This window comes from Abyssibius alkaniclasticus (assembly GCF_020447305.1).
Lineage (GTDB): Bacteria > Pseudomonadota > Alphaproteobacteria > Rhodobacterales > Rhodobacteraceae > Abyssibius > Abyssibius alkaniclasticus.
In genome coordinates this window covers 2,061,555-2,077,602 of the sequence record NZ_CP095732.1, presented here as the reverse complement: position 1 = coordinate 2,077,602, position 16,048 = coordinate 2,061,555, and the positions used below count along the sequence as shown (strand labels likewise).

20 protein-coding genes are annotated in these 16,048 nt (G+C 62.5%); 6 read left to right on the top strand and 14 right to left on the bottom strand.

Features of this window, described 5'->3' with window-relative positions:
* Window positions 1–2: 2 nt before the first annotated feature.
* Complete coding sequence (locus LGT41_RS10425) at window positions 3–422, bottom strand: acyl-CoA transferase (RefSeq protein ID WP_274126804.1); 420 nt, start codon at window positions 420–422, stop codon at window positions 3–5.
* 87 nt (window positions 423–509) lie between these two features.
* On the opposite strand from LGT41_RS10425, the gene LGT41_RS10420 reads away from it, so the two are divergent.
* On the top strand, window positions 510–1,256 hold the full coding sequence (locus LGT41_RS10420) for a hypothetical protein (RefSeq protein ID WP_274126803.1): 747 nt from the start codon (window positions 510–512) through the stop codon (window positions 1,254–1,256).
* On the opposite strand, the gene LGT41_RS10415 is transcribed toward LGT41_RS10420, so the two are convergent.
* Both LGT41_RS10415 and LGT41_RS10410 read right to left on the bottom strand, forming a co-directional pair.
* The gene (locus LGT41_RS10415) at window positions 1,251–1,880 is read right to left on the bottom strand and encodes a DUF6441 family protein (protein ID WP_274126802.1); all 630 of its coding nucleotides are present in this window, start codon (window positions 1,878–1,880) and stop codon (window positions 1,251–1,253) included. The genes LGT41_RS10420 and LGT41_RS10415 overlap by 6 nt on opposite strands.
* A complete protein-coding gene (locus tag LGT41_RS10410; protein WP_274126801.1) occupies window positions 1,877–2,191 on the bottom strand; it encodes a head-tail joining protein in 315 nt (104 codons plus the stop codon). Before LGT41_RS10410 ends, LGT41_RS10415 begins: the two co-directional genes overlap by 4 nt.
* Between LGT41_RS10410 and LGT41_RS10405 the strand changes: the two genes are divergently transcribed.
* Window positions 2,190–3,053 (top strand): PGN_0703 family putative restriction endonuclease, encoded by an 864-nt coding sequence (locus tag LGT41_RS10405; protein WP_274126800.1) that lies wholly within the window; start codon window positions 2,190–2,192, stop codon window positions 3,051–3,053. The genes LGT41_RS10410 and LGT41_RS10405 overlap by 2 nt on opposite strands.
* Window positions 3,054–3,057: 4 nt before the next feature.
* Here the strand turns inward: LGT41_RS10405 and LGT41_RS10400 are convergent, their stop codons facing one another.
* Genes LGT41_RS10400 through LGT41_RS10380 form a run of 5 tightly spaced genes read right to left on the bottom strand, consistent with a single transcriptional unit; the run spans window position 3,058 to window position 7,298 of the window.
* Window positions 3,058–4,071, bottom strand: coding sequence for a major capsid protein (locus LGT41_RS10400; protein WP_274126799.1), 1,014 nt, complete (start codon window positions 4,069–4,071; stop codon window positions 3,058–3,060).
* Window positions 4,072–4,096: 25 nt separating this feature from the next.
* The gene (locus LGT41_RS10395; RefSeq protein WP_274126798.1) at window positions 4,097–4,474 is read right to left on the bottom strand and encodes a head decoration protein; all 378 of its coding nucleotides are present in this window, start codon (window positions 4,472–4,474) and stop codon (window positions 4,097–4,099) included.
* 3 nt (window positions 4,475–4,477) lie between these two features.
* Complete coding sequence (locus LGT41_RS10390) at window positions 4,478–5,551, bottom strand: head maturation protease, ClpP-related (RefSeq protein ID WP_274126797.1); 1,074 nt, start codon at window positions 5,549–5,551, stop codon at window positions 4,478–4,480.
* 4 nt (window positions 5,552–5,555) lie between these two features.
* The gene (locus tag LGT41_RS10385; RefSeq protein ID WP_274126796.1) at window positions 5,556–7,079 is read right to left on the bottom strand and encodes a phage portal protein; all 1,524 of its coding nucleotides are present in this window, start codon (window positions 7,077–7,079) and stop codon (window positions 5,556–5,558) included.
* A 3-nt stretch (window positions 7,080–7,082) separates the two neighbouring features.
* Window positions 7,083–7,298, bottom strand: a complete 216-nt coding sequence (locus tag LGT41_RS10380; protein WP_274126795.1) for a phage head-tail joining protein — start codon at window positions 7,296–7,298, stop codon at window positions 7,083–7,085.
* Window positions 7,299–7,363: 65 nt separating this feature from the next.
* Here LGT41_RS10380 and LGT41_RS10375 point away from each other — a divergent pair, with 65 nt between their 5' ends.
* Complete coding sequence (locus LGT41_RS10375; protein ID WP_337993010.1) at window positions 7,364–8,257, top strand: DUF1186 domain-containing protein; 894 nt, start codon at window positions 7,364–7,366, stop codon at window positions 8,255–8,257.
* A gap of 38 nt (window positions 8,258–8,295) precedes the next feature.
* Here the strand turns inward: LGT41_RS10375 and LGT41_RS10365 are convergent, their stop codons facing one another.
* Window positions 8,296–10,290, bottom strand: coding sequence for a phage terminase large subunit family protein (locus LGT41_RS10365; RefSeq protein ID WP_274126794.1), 1,995 nt, complete (start codon window positions 10,288–10,290; stop codon window positions 8,296–8,298).
* Window positions 10,238–10,798: a hypothetical protein gene (locus LGT41_RS10360; protein WP_274126793.1), complete on the bottom strand. Its 561-nt coding sequence runs from the start codon at window positions 10,796–10,798 to the stop codon at window positions 10,238–10,240. Before LGT41_RS10360 ends, LGT41_RS10365 begins: the two co-directional genes overlap by 53 nt.
* 111 nt (window positions 10,799–10,909) lie before the next feature.
* On the opposite strand from LGT41_RS10360, the gene LGT41_RS10355 reads away from it, so the two are divergent.
* The 3 genes from LGT41_RS10355 to LGT41_RS10345 all read left to right on the top strand — a co-directional run bounded on the left by LGT41_RS10355 (window position 10,910) and on the right by LGT41_RS10345 (window position 12,052).
* On the top strand, window positions 10,910–11,179 hold the full coding sequence (locus tag LGT41_RS10355; RefSeq protein WP_274126792.1) for a hypothetical protein: 270 nt from the start codon (window positions 10,910–10,912) through the stop codon (window positions 11,177–11,179).
* Window positions 11,180–11,193: 14 nt separating this feature from the next.
* On the top strand, window positions 11,194–11,412 hold the full coding sequence (locus tag LGT41_RS10350) for a hypothetical protein (RefSeq protein WP_274126791.1): 219 nt from the start codon (window positions 11,194–11,196) through the stop codon (window positions 11,410–11,412).
* 94 nt (window positions 11,413–11,506) lie between these two features.
* On the top strand, window positions 11,507–12,052 hold the full coding sequence (locus LGT41_RS10345; RefSeq protein WP_274126790.1) for a DUF3489 domain-containing protein: 546 nt from the start codon (window positions 11,507–11,509) through the stop codon (window positions 12,050–12,052).
* Between the two features lie 89 nt (window positions 12,053–12,141).
* Here LGT41_RS10345 and LGT41_RS10340 read toward each other — a convergent pair whose 3' ends face one another.
* From LGT41_RS10340 to LGT41_RS10325, 4 genes are all read right to left on the bottom strand, one after another.
* Window positions 12,142–12,957 carry a hypothetical protein gene (locus LGT41_RS10340; protein ID WP_274126789.1) on the bottom strand — a complete coding sequence of 272 codons (816 nt, stop codon included), beginning with the start codon at window positions 12,955–12,957 and terminating at the stop codon, window positions 12,142–12,144.
* Window positions 12,958–13,163: 206 nt separating this feature from the next.
* The gene (locus LGT41_RS10335) at window positions 13,164–13,406 is read right to left on the bottom strand and encodes a DUF7220 family protein (RefSeq protein WP_274126788.1); all 243 of its coding nucleotides are present in this window, start codon (window positions 13,404–13,406) and stop codon (window positions 13,164–13,166) included.
* A 9-nt stretch (window positions 13,407–13,415) separates the two neighbouring features.
* Entirely contained in the window at window positions 13,416–14,597 is a 1,182-nt protein-coding gene (locus LGT41_RS10330; RefSeq protein ID WP_274126787.1) for a DNA cytosine methyltransferase, read from the bottom strand.
* A gap of 3 nt (window positions 14,598–14,600) precedes the next feature.
* On the bottom strand, window positions 14,601–15,854 hold the full coding sequence (locus LGT41_RS10325; RefSeq protein WP_274126786.1) for a site-specific DNA-methyltransferase: 1,254 nt from the start codon (window positions 15,852–15,854) through the stop codon (window positions 14,601–14,603).
* Window positions 15,855–16,048 lie beyond the last annotated feature (194 nt).

The window sequence follows — 16,048 nt, the reverse complement described above, 5'->3', positions numbered from 1 at the left end:
GATCAGCCGAACGGATCGGCCGTTGAATAATGCAGCACCACCGGGATCACGGCCGCTTTCAGGCTGGCCGTGCCCTCAACGGGCAGATCGACCGGTCGCGGGGCTTCCGCCTCGCCCCAGTCGCAGAGGCCGCCCAACGTGCGGTCGCCAGCAATTGCCGCGCCGATGCTGGCAGTCAGTCTGTCGAAAGTGGCGTCACGGTCTGCGCCTTGCACGACCGCTTCGATCTCAGCGCGGTGCTGGTAGTGGTAGCGCAGGGGCGACAGCGTCACCTCGGGCTCGCCGGGTTCACCGTCGCGCAGGATCAGCAGCCCATCGGCCGGGACGCGCTCGGGCAGCACCTCGCCGCGCAGGGCCATGGCGGGCAGCGCCGAGAGTCTCGCGTGCAGCGCGGCTAGGATAGTTTCGCGGGAGGTAGGCACTCTGAATTCCTTCTCTGCGCCACCTTTGGCTTGCCGTTTGATGCAATTGAACGGAAAGTACCGTTCACTTCATACACTGGATTCCTGATGGCCAAAAACCTCCATATAGATGAACGGGTTTTTGTGCCCGTATCGAAGATAAAAGCGAATGTGCAGTCGCCATCGTCCTTCGTCGAGAAGCGAGTATTGGCAGTAGAAGGCAGGAGTGTTCGCGTCGATGTCGGCAATGCAGAAACCGAGTTGGTTGCAAGCAGCCTGTGTCATCGCAATATTGGCGTTTTGATGCTGAATATTGGAGACTTGGAGACAGAAACCACACTTCTCGATCCGCTGGGTAAATCGATACTCCAGTTTTGCAGACTGCTCGTCTCCGATGACTTCATTCATGCTTACAAGGTGAGGTCCTTGCAAGAAATTGAAGTCTTGTGGGGCCGATCCCATGCAGCCTATTCACATGTGATCCTGATTGGCCATGGTAGTGATGCAAGCATCAAATTCGCGAATGGTGATTGGATTGATACAGATGCCTTCATGAACGTATTTGATGTTGCAGGAGTTTCAGCAAAGACCTTTATCAGTCTGTGCTGCGAGACCGGTTACAAGGCATTTGGCGGAGCAGCATCCTCTCACAATTCATGCGAACGATTTATTGGCCCGTTCCACAGCGTGCACGGCGCGATTGCTTCTCAGTTCGTTCAGACGTTTCTCGTCTACCATCTGCTCGAAGGAGAAACCGCGACAGTCGCGTTCAAACATGCACGGGCAAGCGTTCCTGGCAGCACAAGCTTTCGTCTCTGGAAGGACAGAAAGCTGGTAGCTGGACCGAAGTCATAATCGCACCGCGACCCACTTCGCCACTATCAACCCCGGAACACTATCGAGCGCACGCTCTGCGTCCCGGTCGAGGTTCAGCCGCTTTGGCAGCTTCACCTGCGGCACCAACAAGAAGATCGGTGCGGTGACTTTGCCACGCCCGGTCTTCGAGCGGGACACCACAGCCTGACCCTTCGTGTTCAGTCTCCCTTCGGCGACAAGCAAGCTCGGACCCGTCCGGCGATAGACAAACCGCAATCGCAGACCACGCCGCCGCTCCCATTCTCCGGGGCTGATCCGGCCGCCGCGTGTGGATTTGCCTGCAGCGGGTAGCGGGATTGCCAACCAGAAGCCGTCCTTCGATCGGATCAGGGGGCCAGTGTCATGTGCCCCGACAATAACCGGGGCCTTCGACCAGACCAGCGCGGCCGCGTCGAGGCTCTCGCCCGACCTCGGGAAGTTCTGGTTGCGGATCGAATTTGCGAGCCTTCGCCCAAGCCCCGCGCCGGTGATCTGCAACCGCCACGCAGATTTCAGTCCGGTCCCGGCCTCGCGCATAGCGGCGGTTACCGCGCGTTCGCCCGCAGCCACTTCCGTTGCCATCATGGCGACGATGTCCGGATCGATGTCGAGTTTGAGCTTCATGCAGGGCGCAGATCCACGGTCCAGACCAGCCGCTCGCGATCGCGAACAGGCTCGCCCTGAATGAGGAAGGCGTCGCCGTCGATCTCGATGCGGTCTCCGGGGCGCGGAGCTGGAACCTCAGCGACACGCAGATCGATCCGGGTCGTTTCCGACCAAAGCCGTGCGTCGCCGAAGTCGGTGATCGCATCAGCCTGCCGCGAGACGATGCGCACCAGCATGGGCGTGCCGCCGTCGGCGATATATATCCCTTCCCTACCGATGTTTGGATCGGTAAACAGTATTTCCATTGCGGATGCAAATGCGCTGGTCATGACCTATACTGCCCCTATGAAACAGAATTTATCTTCAAACAGCCCAGTTCGAAGGCGGGCGCTTGTTGCCCTAAGGACAGCATTTGCGCGCCAGCGGCCCGACATCCTGATCGACGACAAAGGCTATGCCCCCGATTTTTGCGATACGCTTCTGCCGCTTGTCGCGACCGAGGATTTCGAGGTTGACCTGCAGGCCGGGGATGGCAACGAACTGCAAACCAAGTTCCGCGCCGCGCATTCATCCTCGGGGCTCGCGGTCAATTGTTTTGCACCGTTTCGGACCCGGATTGTCGATCTGGCTCTGCCGAGCTGCGGCCCCTTCGCGGCGCTGCAGTTCGAGCGCAAGTGCCCAACCGGCCTTCGTGGCGGTCGCGCCCCCAACCTCGATGTCGTTCTGTCGGGTCCGAAAGGTGTTGTCGGAGTCGAGTCCAAGTTGAGCGAGTATCTCGCAAGGCACCGAGCCTCATTCTCCCCCGCCTATGCCGAACAGATCCGCGATGATCGGCGAGAACAAGGATATTTCCATGAGATGCTGCGCCTGATCGATGCGCCTGACAGTTACGTCTGGCTGGACGCAGCGCAATTGATCAAGCATGCATTTGGGCTGGCGCGCACCTTTCGGGAACACCCTGTGACCCTGCTTTACCTCTATTGGGAACCCGCAAACCCGGATGCCAGTCCTGAGTTTAGGGCCCACAGGCAAGAGATAGCCGCCTTCGCAGAACGTGTGGCCGGATCGACGCCAGGGTTTCGGGCCATGAGTTATCCTGAACTGTGGCGTGCTTGGGATGATGCCGGGCCAGCAGAGTGGTTGGCGCGGCATCTCAAGGCATTGCGGGCCCGATACGAGGTTACCCTCTGATCCCTCACGTCCGCCGTGCCGAGCGCAAAACCTGAGGCCGGGTGCAGATCGGCAGTGGATTGCTCTCGATCTCGAGGCGTACCCATTCGTCACGGTCCCTATCGGGGATCGTGCGGGCGTAGAGCGGCAGGCCCAAGGTGTTGACCGTCTCGAAGGTGTCGGCGGGGGCGTGGTAGATCTCGAACAGCCCCTCGATCCCCTCGGGATAGAAGAAGGCCTTGTCGGTCGGCACACCGAAGCCCGCCCCACCCCGGTAACGGCGGAAGGTAATACCGCCAAAGCTGACCTCGTCGGCAACCCGGCCGCGAAGATCGGCAGCGGCGGCCGTGTTGAGATAGGTCTCGCGCACCTCCTTGTGGGCGATGAGATCAGCGAAAAAGGCCGAGCCGCATTCGGCGCGGACCTGCACGGCCCCGGCGGCGAGCCCGCCCATGCTGTCTTCGACGCTTTCGATCAGCGCCTGGCAGCGTTTGCGTAGCGCGCCAGAGCCCGGGGTCGCATTGTCGAGATCGAAATCGATCTCGGTGGCGGGCGTGATACCAAACTCGGTGAAGTAGTTGATCACCGTGGCGCTGTCCTTCGGGTCTTTCACGATCCCCTGAATGCCGTTCAGCAGGTGATATTCGAACGTCGCCTCCGCATCCTGGCGCAGACGGGCGAGCTTGCGGGCAACCTCGCTTTGCACCTGCTGGGTAGCGCTTTCCGATCCGAAGTCGCGAATGCCTTGGATTTCGGACGCCCAGAGTACGTCCTGTTTCTTGAACTGGCGGCACACAAAGGCGCGCATGTCGCGACGCTCGGGAACCTGTTGCTCGGCCGCCGAGCCGCGTTCAGAGAACGGGATCAGCGACAGCGTCCCGTCCCGGCTCTCGATCACGACCGTGCGCGAGCGCACGCCGCGCGGCAAGAACAGGCTGGCGCCCGACAGGATCGCGGGCTTGAAGGGGATGTTTTCCAGCGCGCGGGTGAGTTCGATGATGGTGAAGGCATCGCCTTCGAAGATATCCATGGTGGTCATGGGAATGCCTCCTTTGAGGGTTTGATCAGCGGACGAGGATGCCGACCGCCAGCAGCGCGGCATGGGCGGCGGTGATCTCGCCCTCGCTGGGGGTGCCGACAAAGACAAGATCGTTGCGATTGACGACGGCGGGGCCGCGAACCAGCGCAACGGCGGGCACATCGCCGCCTGTGGCGTCAGCCTTGCCCCAGAGCACCGCCACGGCGGTTTCGGTACCGTCGACGGCGGCGGGATCATGGGCGGTGTATTTGCCAGACGCGGTGATCTTGCCCAGCACGGTGCACGGATCGAGCGTGGCAAACGCTGTTCCTGTGGCGACGGTGATGGCTTCGCGGGTGTAGTCGCGGAAGGCTTCCCAGACGAGGAAGCCTCCGGGATGCGTGGTCTCCGTGAGCGTGGTCATTTGTTATCCTTTCAGTTTGAAGGTACGTGCGACGATCTCGCCCCATGGGCGGGCTGTCGTGCTGCGGCCCGGTTGTGCGTGATGGGCCGTGATTTCGGGTTCGGCCTCGGACCTCAAAGCCAGAAGGGCCATGCGAACGTCGTCGAGACTGGCGTCCCGTTCGAGGAAGCGCCCTGCCATCTGCGGCTGGCCTGCAAGGCGACAGAGATCGACGACAGCGCGAGCATGGGTGATCGCCTCGGCGCGGATCGCGGCGGGATCGGGCGGTGCGACACCCGGAGCCGGGGCCGGATCCGAAGGGCTGGGCATGTCGTCGGTGACACCATGCCCTTCCGGCTCGACAGGCGCTTCGTCGCTGCCCCTCTCGACGGTGCCGTCGGCAGGTTCGACATCGCCATCCACGGTATTGTCGATTTCTTGGTGCGTGTTGATGCCTGTCTCTGGATTGCCTTCGGCCGGAACGCCTTCCGGCTCTGCCACAGCCACTGCCTTGACAAGGTCGGGCGGCGCGTTGCGGAACCGGCCGATGTCGAAGCGCGCGGCGATCCTCACAGGGTCCGCCAGCCGGTCCGCGAAGCCCGCCGCCACCGCATCACCCGCATCGAACCAGGTCTCAGCCGCCATCAGCGCTGCGATCTCGTCATCTGGTTTGCCGGATTTGGCGGCATATCCCCGGACGAGGCTGCCCGCGATCTTGTCGAGCGCCTCGGCCATTGCGCGCATGTCGCCCGCCGTGCCCATTGCCAACCCCGACGGGTCGTGGATCATCAGGAACGCGTTTTCCGGCATGACGATCTCGTCACCTGCCATCGCGACATAGGACGCGGCAGAGGCGGCAATACCGTCGATCCAGACCGTGACCGTGCCCGCGTGCCGCTTCAGCGCATTGTAGATCGCCACCGCATCGAAGACTGACCCGCCCGGGCTGTTCAGCCGCAGATCGACCGGCGTCCCGTCGGGCAGTGAGCCGAGTTCGGCAAGGAACCCCTTCGCCGAAACCCCAAAGGCGCCAATTTCGTCATAGATCGCCACTTCCGCACCTGTTCCCCGGGCGCGGATCGCATACCAGCTTGTCATATTGTCACTCCTGTTCGGTGGCGGGATCGGTGGAGGCGGATCCGTCGCCCATGTCTTCGCCTGTGCCATCTCCAGGATCAGGCCGCGCGGCGGGTGTTGCCCGCGCCCCCTGTGTTTCGCCGGGGCTCGCACGATAGCTCAGCCCCAGATCAGCAACGCGTTTGGCATCCGCCGCATTCTCTCGGTCGACTTCCTCGACGTCATAGCCTGTGGCCTCGACCACCTTGCGGCGCGAGGTAATGCCCGCCTCCATCGCCAGCACTTGCGCCTGGATGTCCTTAAGAGGGTCGACCCAATCCCAGCGTGGCGGGATCCATTGCACCGGCCGCGCGACGGCAGGATTGCCGATATCCAGCGCCCCCGACAACACGGCCGTCTCAAGCCAGCGCCGCCAGATCGGCCGACACAGCTGGTGCGCCATCACCCCATGCTGCAGCTGGCCGATGCGTCGCCGGAACTCGACCAGCTCTGCCCGCAGGCTCGAATAATTGGCCTGGCGCACATCCCCGGTTACGAGGTGATACGGAAGCCCCAGTGAGGCTGATACCGACAAGAGCGTCCGATATTGAAACGCCTCATAGCCGCCCCCAACATCTGCAGGACTGGAGAACTTCACATCCTCGCCCGGCAGCAGCACCTGCATCGTGCCCGGCTCGAGGCTGGCCAGCGCCGCCCCATCGAGATCGGCTTCGGACTCGCCCATCATCGGGTCTTCCGGCGCGATCTTGGTGATGAACCCAGCGAACATCGCTGCAGTTTTCTTCCGGTCCAGCTCGGCGTCGTCGTACTGGTCCAGCAGAAACAGCCGCACCATGGCCGGAGCCACATGAGGCAAGCCCCGGATCTGGCCCGCATCAATGGGGCGGTAGATGTGCAGAACATCCTCGGCGGGCACGCGCACCGTTTCCGGGATCACCGCTCCCTGATCGGTGCTGTCGCCCGGATGGCGGCGGCGGAAGTGATAGGCCACGCGGCGGCCGATGCCGTCAAATTCAATCCCGCAGCGGATGCGATTACCATTTGCCGCCGTCTCGGTCTTCTCGAACGGCAGCATCTCAGACTGCAGCAGCTGCAGTTGCAGCGGTATGAGAAGGCTGTCCTCGGCGCGGCGGGGGCGCAGACGCACAAAGCATTCGCCCGCCACGAACATCTCGCGCGCCACCATGGCCTGCAGACCGTAGAAGTCCGTCAGACCGTCGACGTCAGCCTCGTCGGTCCATGCAAGCCACAGCTGCTGAACAACGTCACGCAACGCCGCATCTGCGATCAGCGACGACGGCTTGATCCCATCGCCGATCATGTTCGACGCAAATGCCTCGCAGGCATTGGCGGCATAGCCGTTGGTGACGACTAACTCGCGCGACCGCGCCAGCAGGCGGGGGCCGCCCGAGGCGACCAGCGAATTGATGTTCTCTAGCGGCGGGTTCCAGCCCCGCAAGCGCCGCCTTGCCAGAGCGCCTTCGAGGCGCGCTGACACGGCTGCCGGGCCGCCCGAGGATGGGCGGCGAAAACGATCAAACAGGCCCATGGATCAAAGACCCTTCGTCGTCGTGACACGCACCTGCCGAACGATCCGCCGTCCTTCAGCAGCCGCGATCTCGCGGTCGAGCGCCTCGATCGCCCGGTCGATTTCTGCAACGCTGCGATAATCCACCGTCTTTCCGTCGTAGCTGACGCGCGCCACGCCAGAGGAACGCTGAACAGCCAGGGTCTCGCGGCGGGCACGGAGTTCCGTCAATGTCGGCATCTGAATTGACCTGACTTGGGAATATGTTTCATTGAGCCAACCGAATCCCGAGTGAGGGCAAAACCATGACCCCGACCGAAATCATGCGCGATCTCGCGCGCGACGACATTTTTCCGAAAACCGCCATGGCCGAAGCAGGCACCCGGCGCGAAGAAATGGCGCCAGTCTTCATCGATCTCGTAACCCGCCTCGCACATCAGCGTATCCCGGCGATGAAAGACGCTGATCTGATGGCTTTTATTCCGATCTTCCACATGCTGGGCGAATGGCAGGATCCTCGTGCCTATCGCCCTTTGGTTCAGATGCTCCGTCGTCCAACCAAGGTCATCGACCATCTCCTCGGGGACGCTGTCACCGAAACGAGCTTTCGCGTCATCGCCGGAACATTCGACGGTGACCTGCAGCCCGTGTTCGACGCGATCGAGGACAGGAAGTCTGACGAATTCGCGCGGTCATCGCTGATGAGCGCCCTCGTCTTGATCGCGCAACTGCACCCCGCTCAAAGCCACGTGATTGAGGATTACTTCCGGACCTTTCGCCAGCGCTGCCCCAAAATACCCACGGACGTCCTGACTGGCTGGATGGACGCCATTGCCGCCCTCGGGCTCGAGGACATGTCCGAGCCCGTGCGCGAGGCTTTCGACCAGGGCCTGATTCCGAAAGAGTATTGCGACTTCGGGCATTTCCTTGAGGATCTGGAGGCCACCCTCAACGAAGGTGTTTCCCCCGCAAACCGTCGTTACCAGAAAGCCCTGATCACCAATGCCATCGATGAGTTGTCGAAATGGCACTGTTATACCGATGAGTTTCTCATCCAGCAGAAGACCCGCAAAGTTGACAACGCCTTGCGCGTGGCCCCCTGGACAGAGGCCCTCACAAAGACACCTGACAAACTTGGCCGCAACGATCCCTGTCCCTGCGGCAGCGGCAAGAAGTTCAAGAAATGCTGCCTGCATTGAACCGACCCGGCCAACAAGACCCTGCGTTTCCAGCCCCTTCACCTCATGTAACTTGAGCGCACGGTTCGCCGCTGTGGTCCCGCGCGCCGAGAAGCGGGCGTGGTGTTTCCCGCCCCGTCCTCAGCCATGTCCTCCGCCGTGATCCCGACCTGTGCTTCCAGATCAGTCCACCGCGCATCAGACCAGCGGTCAGCGCCCAATATCCAAGCGGCTGCTCGGGCATATACCCGACAATCCAGAGCCTCATTGCGTTCGCGCAGCTTCTGCCATTCGAGCCGGGCAAAGCCGCGTTTGGTGCGCACCGTAATCAGTTGTTCGGCCGTGAATTGCTTCAACCACTCGCCGTCCGCCCAGTTTGGCAGATGGATCGTTCCGGGCGGGCAAAGGTGCCCAGCCTCGATTTCCTCCCGCGTCGGGCGGTCCTGCCGCAAATAGCGATAGGTCTCGGTCTTGAAGGTCGACGTGGCGACCGTCCAGAGCCGCGCCCCGCGCCGCAGCCTTTTGCCTGCGATGGTCGCGTCTACATAAGTCGGGCCAGTGACCGGGCTCGAGCGGTTGAAGCCTTCAACGCCTTTGACCGGGGCAACCTGCGCGAATCCGACCTGTCGCGACCAGGCATAGACAGCACTGGTCTCGTAGCCGGTATCGATCGCCAGCCGTGCCAACGTCATCGGTTGACCTGAGGCATGTTCCCATGTCTGACCGAGCAAATTGGTCAGCTGCTGCCAGCACGCCTGGTCGCCGGGCCCGCCCTCGATCACGATGTGATCAATCAGCCAACTCTCCAGCCCACGGCCCCAAGCCCAGACATCGACTTCGATGCGATCCTTCTGAACATCCGCTCCCGCAGTCAGGAACAGACCGCCTGTTGGCACAGCGCCAGCATTCCAGGTCTCGCGCTGGTCTGCCAAGCGCTGCCAGTCGGGCGCTTCACCGGTTTCGACCCACGTCTCGCCGAGGATCGTGTTGCGAAACGCCTTGATCGCCTCGTCCGACCCTTGGGCCGCGTCCCATGCCCGCACGATCCGCTCCCAGCTCAGCCAACCGATCGGCGAATAGAGCGCCGAGAGGTGATAGCCGACGGTGCCAGGATCGGCGGCCGTCGCAGTCGCGCGCCATTCGCCTGCCTCCAGCATTGCTGTCTTGTGGTGCTCTGCGATGGGCTGGTCGCAGCCCTCGCAGTAATATTCAGCAGTCTCCGGCCGCCCCTTTTGCCAACGCAGCCGCTCGAACTTCAGCCATTGTTCGTGACCGCAATGCGGGCATGGCACGAAAAACTGCCGCTGGTCGCTGGCATCATATTCGCGCTCAATCCTGCTCAGTCCCCGGATTGTCGGGGTCGAGACCAGGAACACCTTGCGCCGATGGGCAAATGTCAGCGACCGCGCTTCGGCCAACGTGACCGGATCGCCTTCGTCGTCAGCGGAGGCCGGATAGGCGTCAACCTCGTCCAGAAAGATGTAGCGCGCCGGAGTCGAGCGCAGGCCCACGGCCGAGTTCGCCCCGGTCATGATCAGGATGCCGCCCGCGAATTCCTTCGACAGCATGGTATTGCCCGCGTCGCGGGAGCGGGCCGGTTTGACCCGCTCGCGCAATTCCGGGCTTTCATCAATCAGCGGGTCGATCCGCTGCCGTGAGTTTCGTTTCGCCAGTTCCACCGTCGGCTGGACAGCAAGCATCGGCCCCGGCGCCTGGTGGATGGCAAAGCCGATCCAGTTGTTCCCGGCCTCGGTCGCGCCGACCTGCGCCGCCTTCATGAACACGATCCGCTGTGTCGGATCGCCGGGTGAGAGCCGGTCCATAATTTCGCACATGTAGGGCGTGCGGGCGGTGCGATACCGACCCGGCTCGGCCGATGCGCGGCCCGAGAGCATCCGGTGCCTGTCCGCCCATTCCGACACGGTCAAGTCCGCATCTGGCGTGAGGCCCGCTCCCCAGGCGCGCAGGATCTCTGCTGCGCCGTCGAACTCGAGGGCTTCATCACCGGAGATCGGGTTTGATCTCGGCAAGCTCGTCGAGCTGGGCACGGACATGTTTCTCCAGAACCTTCTGCATAGCGGCGGTTTCCACCCCCAGATCGGCCGCCATCAACGCCGCAGCGCGCGACGGCCAGTTGACCCAGGTATCGCGCTCCTGCCGCGCCAGCCGGAAGACCAGCGACAATGCACGGGCCCGATCGATCAACTCGCCTTTCAGCTTTTGCAGCCGAAGGCGGCGTTCCTGCGCCTTCAGCACTTCGTTCGCCGTCTTGGCCTGCAGGAACGTGGTGCCGCTGCCGACGTGCGGGGCCGCCATTCCCTGTTCGCGCAGCGTTTCGCCTACGGCGGATACCGCCGCCTCCGGGACGGGTTTGAGCTTTGGCTGCGGTGCTTTCCGTGTCTTGGACGGATCGGTCGCCTCAGCGCGCAGGGCATCGCTGGCCACCGCGTCAATGCTGCCATCGCCGTGCAGCACCAGCCGTCCCGTCGCCTTGGCCTTCTGGATTGCGCCGCGTGAAAGGCCGACGCGGGCGGCGTATTGGCGCTCGCTCAGACCCTCCATTACGCGCTCCGATTATCATTCAAAATCATGTTCTTATGTAGTTGATAAGCCTCCGAAGCAGAGCGAACGTGATCCTACGAAAACGATGCAACTCACCACGGAGCCACCACGATGACCCGCCTGAATCCACGGACAACGCCCCGCCACCAGCTGCGCGCAGAAAAGGCTGCGCGGAACAAGGAGGCAGCGCTCAATGCATTCATCGGCAAGAAAGCCGAGATCGATGAGATGCTCACCCGCTTGGCAAGCCTCAGCGACGGGCATTTCAACGCCCACCCCGACGAGATCAACTGGGGCCACGTCGGCACCCTTGAGCATTACGCAAGCCTCCTGAAGCGCATTGCCGACAGTGCCTTCAGCGAAGGCGAGCACGCCGAGTGACAGGAGCCAACGCCATGGAAACCAGCACCATTCGCATCGCCATTCGCGGCCTCAACGAGCATTGGGACACGAGCCGCATACCGGCGATCCTCGACGAGATCGAAGCATCGCTCCGCGAGGAAGCCAACGTTCGGGCGCGCCTCACCGCCGACAGCATGACAATCGCAATCGACGTCGCCACCGACCGACTGCCCGACGCCGCAGCGCTGCTGCGAGACCTCGGCCTGATCTGACCTCGGGCCGACGCCCGAGCTCCAGCCGCGCCGATGCGCGGCTTGGGGTCGTAGGAGACCGCGACGGTCGCGGTCCGAACACGGAGCCGACCCCATGACCAAACTTTCCGATACCCAGACGATCATCCTGACCCGCGCAGCCCAGAACGCGGACCGCATTGCATTGCCGCTGCCCGACAGCCTGCGCGGCGGGGCTGCCGCCAAGGTGGTCAGCGCCATGCTCACCAAGGGCTTCCTCGAAGAGGTCGAAGCCGACATGCGCAAGGGCGAGTCCGTCTGGCGCGAGACCGGCGACGGCCACGGCGTCACGCTGGTCGCCACCGACGCAGGCCTCGCCGCTATCGGCATCGAGCCCGAAGACGCGAACACCGCGCCTGCGGGCGCGACGGACGCGCCGACCGAGACTGAAGCTGCGCCCAAGGCGCGCATGCCGCGCGAGGGCACCAAGCAGGCCGCGCTGATCGTCATGCTGCGCGCGCCGGACGGTGCGACCATTGAGGAGATCATGACCGCGACGAACTGGCAGTCGCACACGGTGCGCGGCGCGATGTCCGGTGCGCTGAACAAGAAGCTTGGCCTCGAGGTGACCTCAGAGAAGGTCGAGGGGCGCGGACGGGTCTATAAGCTACCGGCAGTCTGAAGGACCAACCTTATAAATGCCAAGCCGCCGTCCTTCGGGACGGCGGCCGTTAATCCCAAGGTGGATCGCGATGTGTAGGAATCTCGGTGCTAAGAGCGCTCAAGATCGTCAATACGTCGCATGACGGCCCTAAGGAATGCGTCACGGGGCTGCCCCCCATCTCCCTGACCGCGGCCCATCATGGAGGCAACATCGTCTACCAGATTTGACCCACTCGAAACGGGGAACTCAAGCGGAACTCCACCAGCGCGGATGTCGCCGGACGCTATCCTCTCGATTGACTCAATATCAAGAGGTTCGACTTCACGAGACAGAATACGGAATCTTTCGCCCGCCGGGATACCGCTCACTTCTGTATAGCCGATGGGAAGGCCAAGGGCTGCCTCGACGTCCTCCCAGCCAAAGCCAAGTGCCGTCATGCCCTCTTCTGAGAAAGCTCGGGCGGGGCAACTCTGATAAGGAAACGCCCGACTACAATCGAGAAGCAATTGACCCAGCTTGGCCAAGTGCGCAGCACAACTTGCGCTGATATCAACACCTGTCAGATCGGGTGGAACATCATGCGGATGTCCGACGAAGCGGTAGGTCCAGCCACCACCGGGCAGAGAGCCACCCACGAAGGAAACCGGTCCCTGCTTTTGCGAAACGTTCCGGAGCTCTAGAAAGTAGCGCATCGCTGCGTCTATCTTCATCGCTGCCTGCTTCTCCGCGTACCAGTCCGAGAATCCGGTAACGCTAGCCATCGCCTTCTGAAGCACGAAGGAAACGCTCCGACTAGCCGACAAGAAGGCGTTTAGTTCGAACTGGAACTCAAGTCCGTCCGACTTCGCCAACCGAGCCAAGAAGTGTTCGGCCTCCAAAAGCTTCTCTTGAGGATGACGAAGCGACGTGAAAATATGGGACATTGTCGATCCGACCTTTGTTGCAACTACGGCTTCGGCACCTTTAAATCCGTCCAAACGATGTCAAATGCCGTAAAAAGCACTATCTGCCAATTGCGTTGCGACATAAAGGTTTCCCAGAGCCTTGAATAAAGATTGTCACGAAACGACCAAGGTCGGTATTCGCACTGCATGGCGCGGAAATTCTGAGACCGCTTTCGTCATCCCGATTATACGACCTCGTCTGCTGGTTTCTTTCTCCGCATCCGGATCGCCTCGAACACCCGACGTAAGGCGAAGGAACGGGCGATGCTCACCACCGTGAAAATCGCTCCTATTTTCAGGTTCTCCGCCAACGTCGTGTGCAGCCCGAAGATCGGGAAGATCAGGATCTGCGAGGCGACCGCGACGCCGTAACCAACCACAACGTTGGCGACGGCCTCGGCCAGCGACATGGCGCGCGACTGTTTCATCCCGCCACCTCATCCATCGGCCAGCAATTCAGCCGCGAGAGTACGCAGCGCATGCGCTGCAACCAAGGGGACCACGCCGTTGCCACAGAGGCGCAGCCTGTCCACCCGGTGGGCCAGCCCATCAGCGCCTCGACGAACAGCGGGTTCAAGGTCCGGCGCGGCTCGGAGGTATCGCTCCCAGCCGTCGACGTCGCCAGGACCTGGCGGCCAAGCAGGCCGTTCACCGGTGTGTTCGCCAATGTGGTCGCACCGTCCTTGTGATCCCGCGCCGTCGGCGTCATCCACATGCGGCTGGCATGAGTCAGGTCCGCCGTCTTGCGGTTGCCAGCACTCGGTTTGCAGCCATCGTTCGCCATCGGCGTCGGCCAGTCCCGCGCCATCCCGTCCAGACCCTTCTCGTGCTTCCGGTCTCCGCCCCGGCTCCGAAAGCTGTCGGTTTGCGGCGTCGGCCACAGCGCGGCGCTCGTTGCCAGGTTCATCCCATGCTTGCCTGCTTCTTGCGAGGGCGTTGGTTTCGTCTGCCGGTTCTCGTTCGCACTTGCCCTCGGCGTCGGCCACATTCGCAGAATTTCCGTTCGGTTCCCGCCACTCGAGCGGATCCCAGAGCAAGCGCGCGGGGTCGGCCAGTTCGTCATCTTCGCGAATGGCGAGGATGAACAGGCGCTCCCGTTTGTGGGGCGCACCGACTTCCGCCGCCGTAAAGAGGCCTGCCGCAAGCTTGTAGCCCATGCCGACCAATCCGCGGGCGACTTCGGGGAAACCGAGGCGGAGATGATGGGCGACATTTTCGAGGAAGATGAAAGGCGGTTCGACCTCGCCGATGATTCGTGCGACATGCGGCCAGAGGTGGCGCGGATCCTCGGTGCCGCGCCGTTTGCCTGCGACGGAGAACGGCTGGCACGGATAGCCCGCAGTGACGATGTCCACAGCGTCGCGCCACGGGCGGCCATCGAAACTGGCAACATCGTCCCAGACAGGCGTGCAATCCAAGGTCGCGTCTTCCATCCGCGCCACGAGAGTGGCTGCAGCGTAGGTTTCCCGTTCGACATGGCCCACAGTTCGATATCCGGGGATGGCGATGGTAAGCCCAAGGTCAATGCCGCCTGCGCCAGAACAAAGGGAGAGGCCGAACAGGCATGCGTCTTCGGTTCCGGAAGTGCGCCCGGAGGAAAATAGAGCCAGGTCATGCATGCCTCAATCGTCTTTGATCTTGATTTCGTTGAACGTCTCATCGGAGCCAAAGAGAACGGCGTCCTTGCCCGTGAACTGCTGCCATCGCTCCACAGCGACATCGACATAAGCCGGATTGAGTTCGATCCCGTAGCAGACTCGGCCGGTCGTCTCCGCCGCAATCAGAGTCGTGCCCGACCCCATGAAGGGCTCGTAGACCGCTTGGCCGGGGCTCGAGTTATTCAGGATTGGCCGGCGCATGCATTCGACGGGCTTCTGGGTCCCGTGGACGGTTTCAGCATCCTGATCCTTGTTGGCGATCTGCCACAGCGTTGTCTGTTTGCGGTCGCCAGCCCAATGGCCCTTACCGGTTCTCTTCACGGCATAGAGGCACGGCTCATGCTGCCAGTGATAGTCGCCGCGGCTGAGCACCAGTCGATCCTTTGCCCAGATGATCTGGGATCGGATGTTGAAGCCTGAGGCCTCGAGGCTTTCCGCGACGGTCGTCGCATGCAACGCGCCGTGCCAGACATAGGCCACATCACCCGGAAACAGCGCCCAGGCCGCGCGCCAGTCAGCGCGGTCGTCATTCAGCACCTTGCCGGTGCGCTTGGTGGCTGCAGCCCCCGCCTTGTTGCGCCAGCCGGGATCGTATTCGACGCCATAGGGCGGATCGGTCACCATCAGAAGCGGCTGCACATCACCGAGCAGACGTTCCACGTCGGTTGCAACGGTCGCGTCGCCGCACAGCAACCGATGCTTGCCAAGCAGCCAGAGATCGCCAGGGCGGCTGATCGGGGTCTCGGGCGCCTCCGGAACATCATCCTCGCCCTCTCGGGACGCGGCCTCAGGATCGACATCTCCGGCCAACAGCGCCTCGAGTTCAGCGTCATCGAAACCGATAAGCGACAGATCGTAGTCCTCGGCCAGCAGGTCGTTCAGTTCGGCCGAAAGAAGCGCCTCATCCCAAGTACCGAGTTCCGTCAGCTTGTTGTCAGCGATGCGATAGGCCCGGCGTTGCGCGTCGGTCAGATGGCCCAGAGCGATTACAGGCGCCTCGGTCAGCCCAAGCTGCGTGGCAGCCAGCACACGGCCGTGACCCGCGATCAATTCGCCGTCGTCGGCAACCAGGCAGGGAACGGTCCAGCCGAACTCCGCCATGCTGGCGGCGATCTTGGCGACCTGATCCGCGCCATGCGTTTTCGCGTTGTTCGCGTAAGGCTGGAGCTTGGCCAGCGGCCATGTCTCGATCGCGTCCGGGGCAAAGCTTAGGGTCATGCTGGTCAGATCGCCTCAATGGGGTGGATCCCCTGGAATCCGGACACCGGCAGCCAGCTTGGACTCCGCAAGGGTCCAGCGGCCACCGGACGTGTCCGGTTCCAAGAGCTTGTTTTGTTTTGGTTTTCAGCAGGACGCGGGTGGATGCCCGCTGGGGTGGCTTCCCAAAAAACCGGCCCTGTCGCTGGCGATAT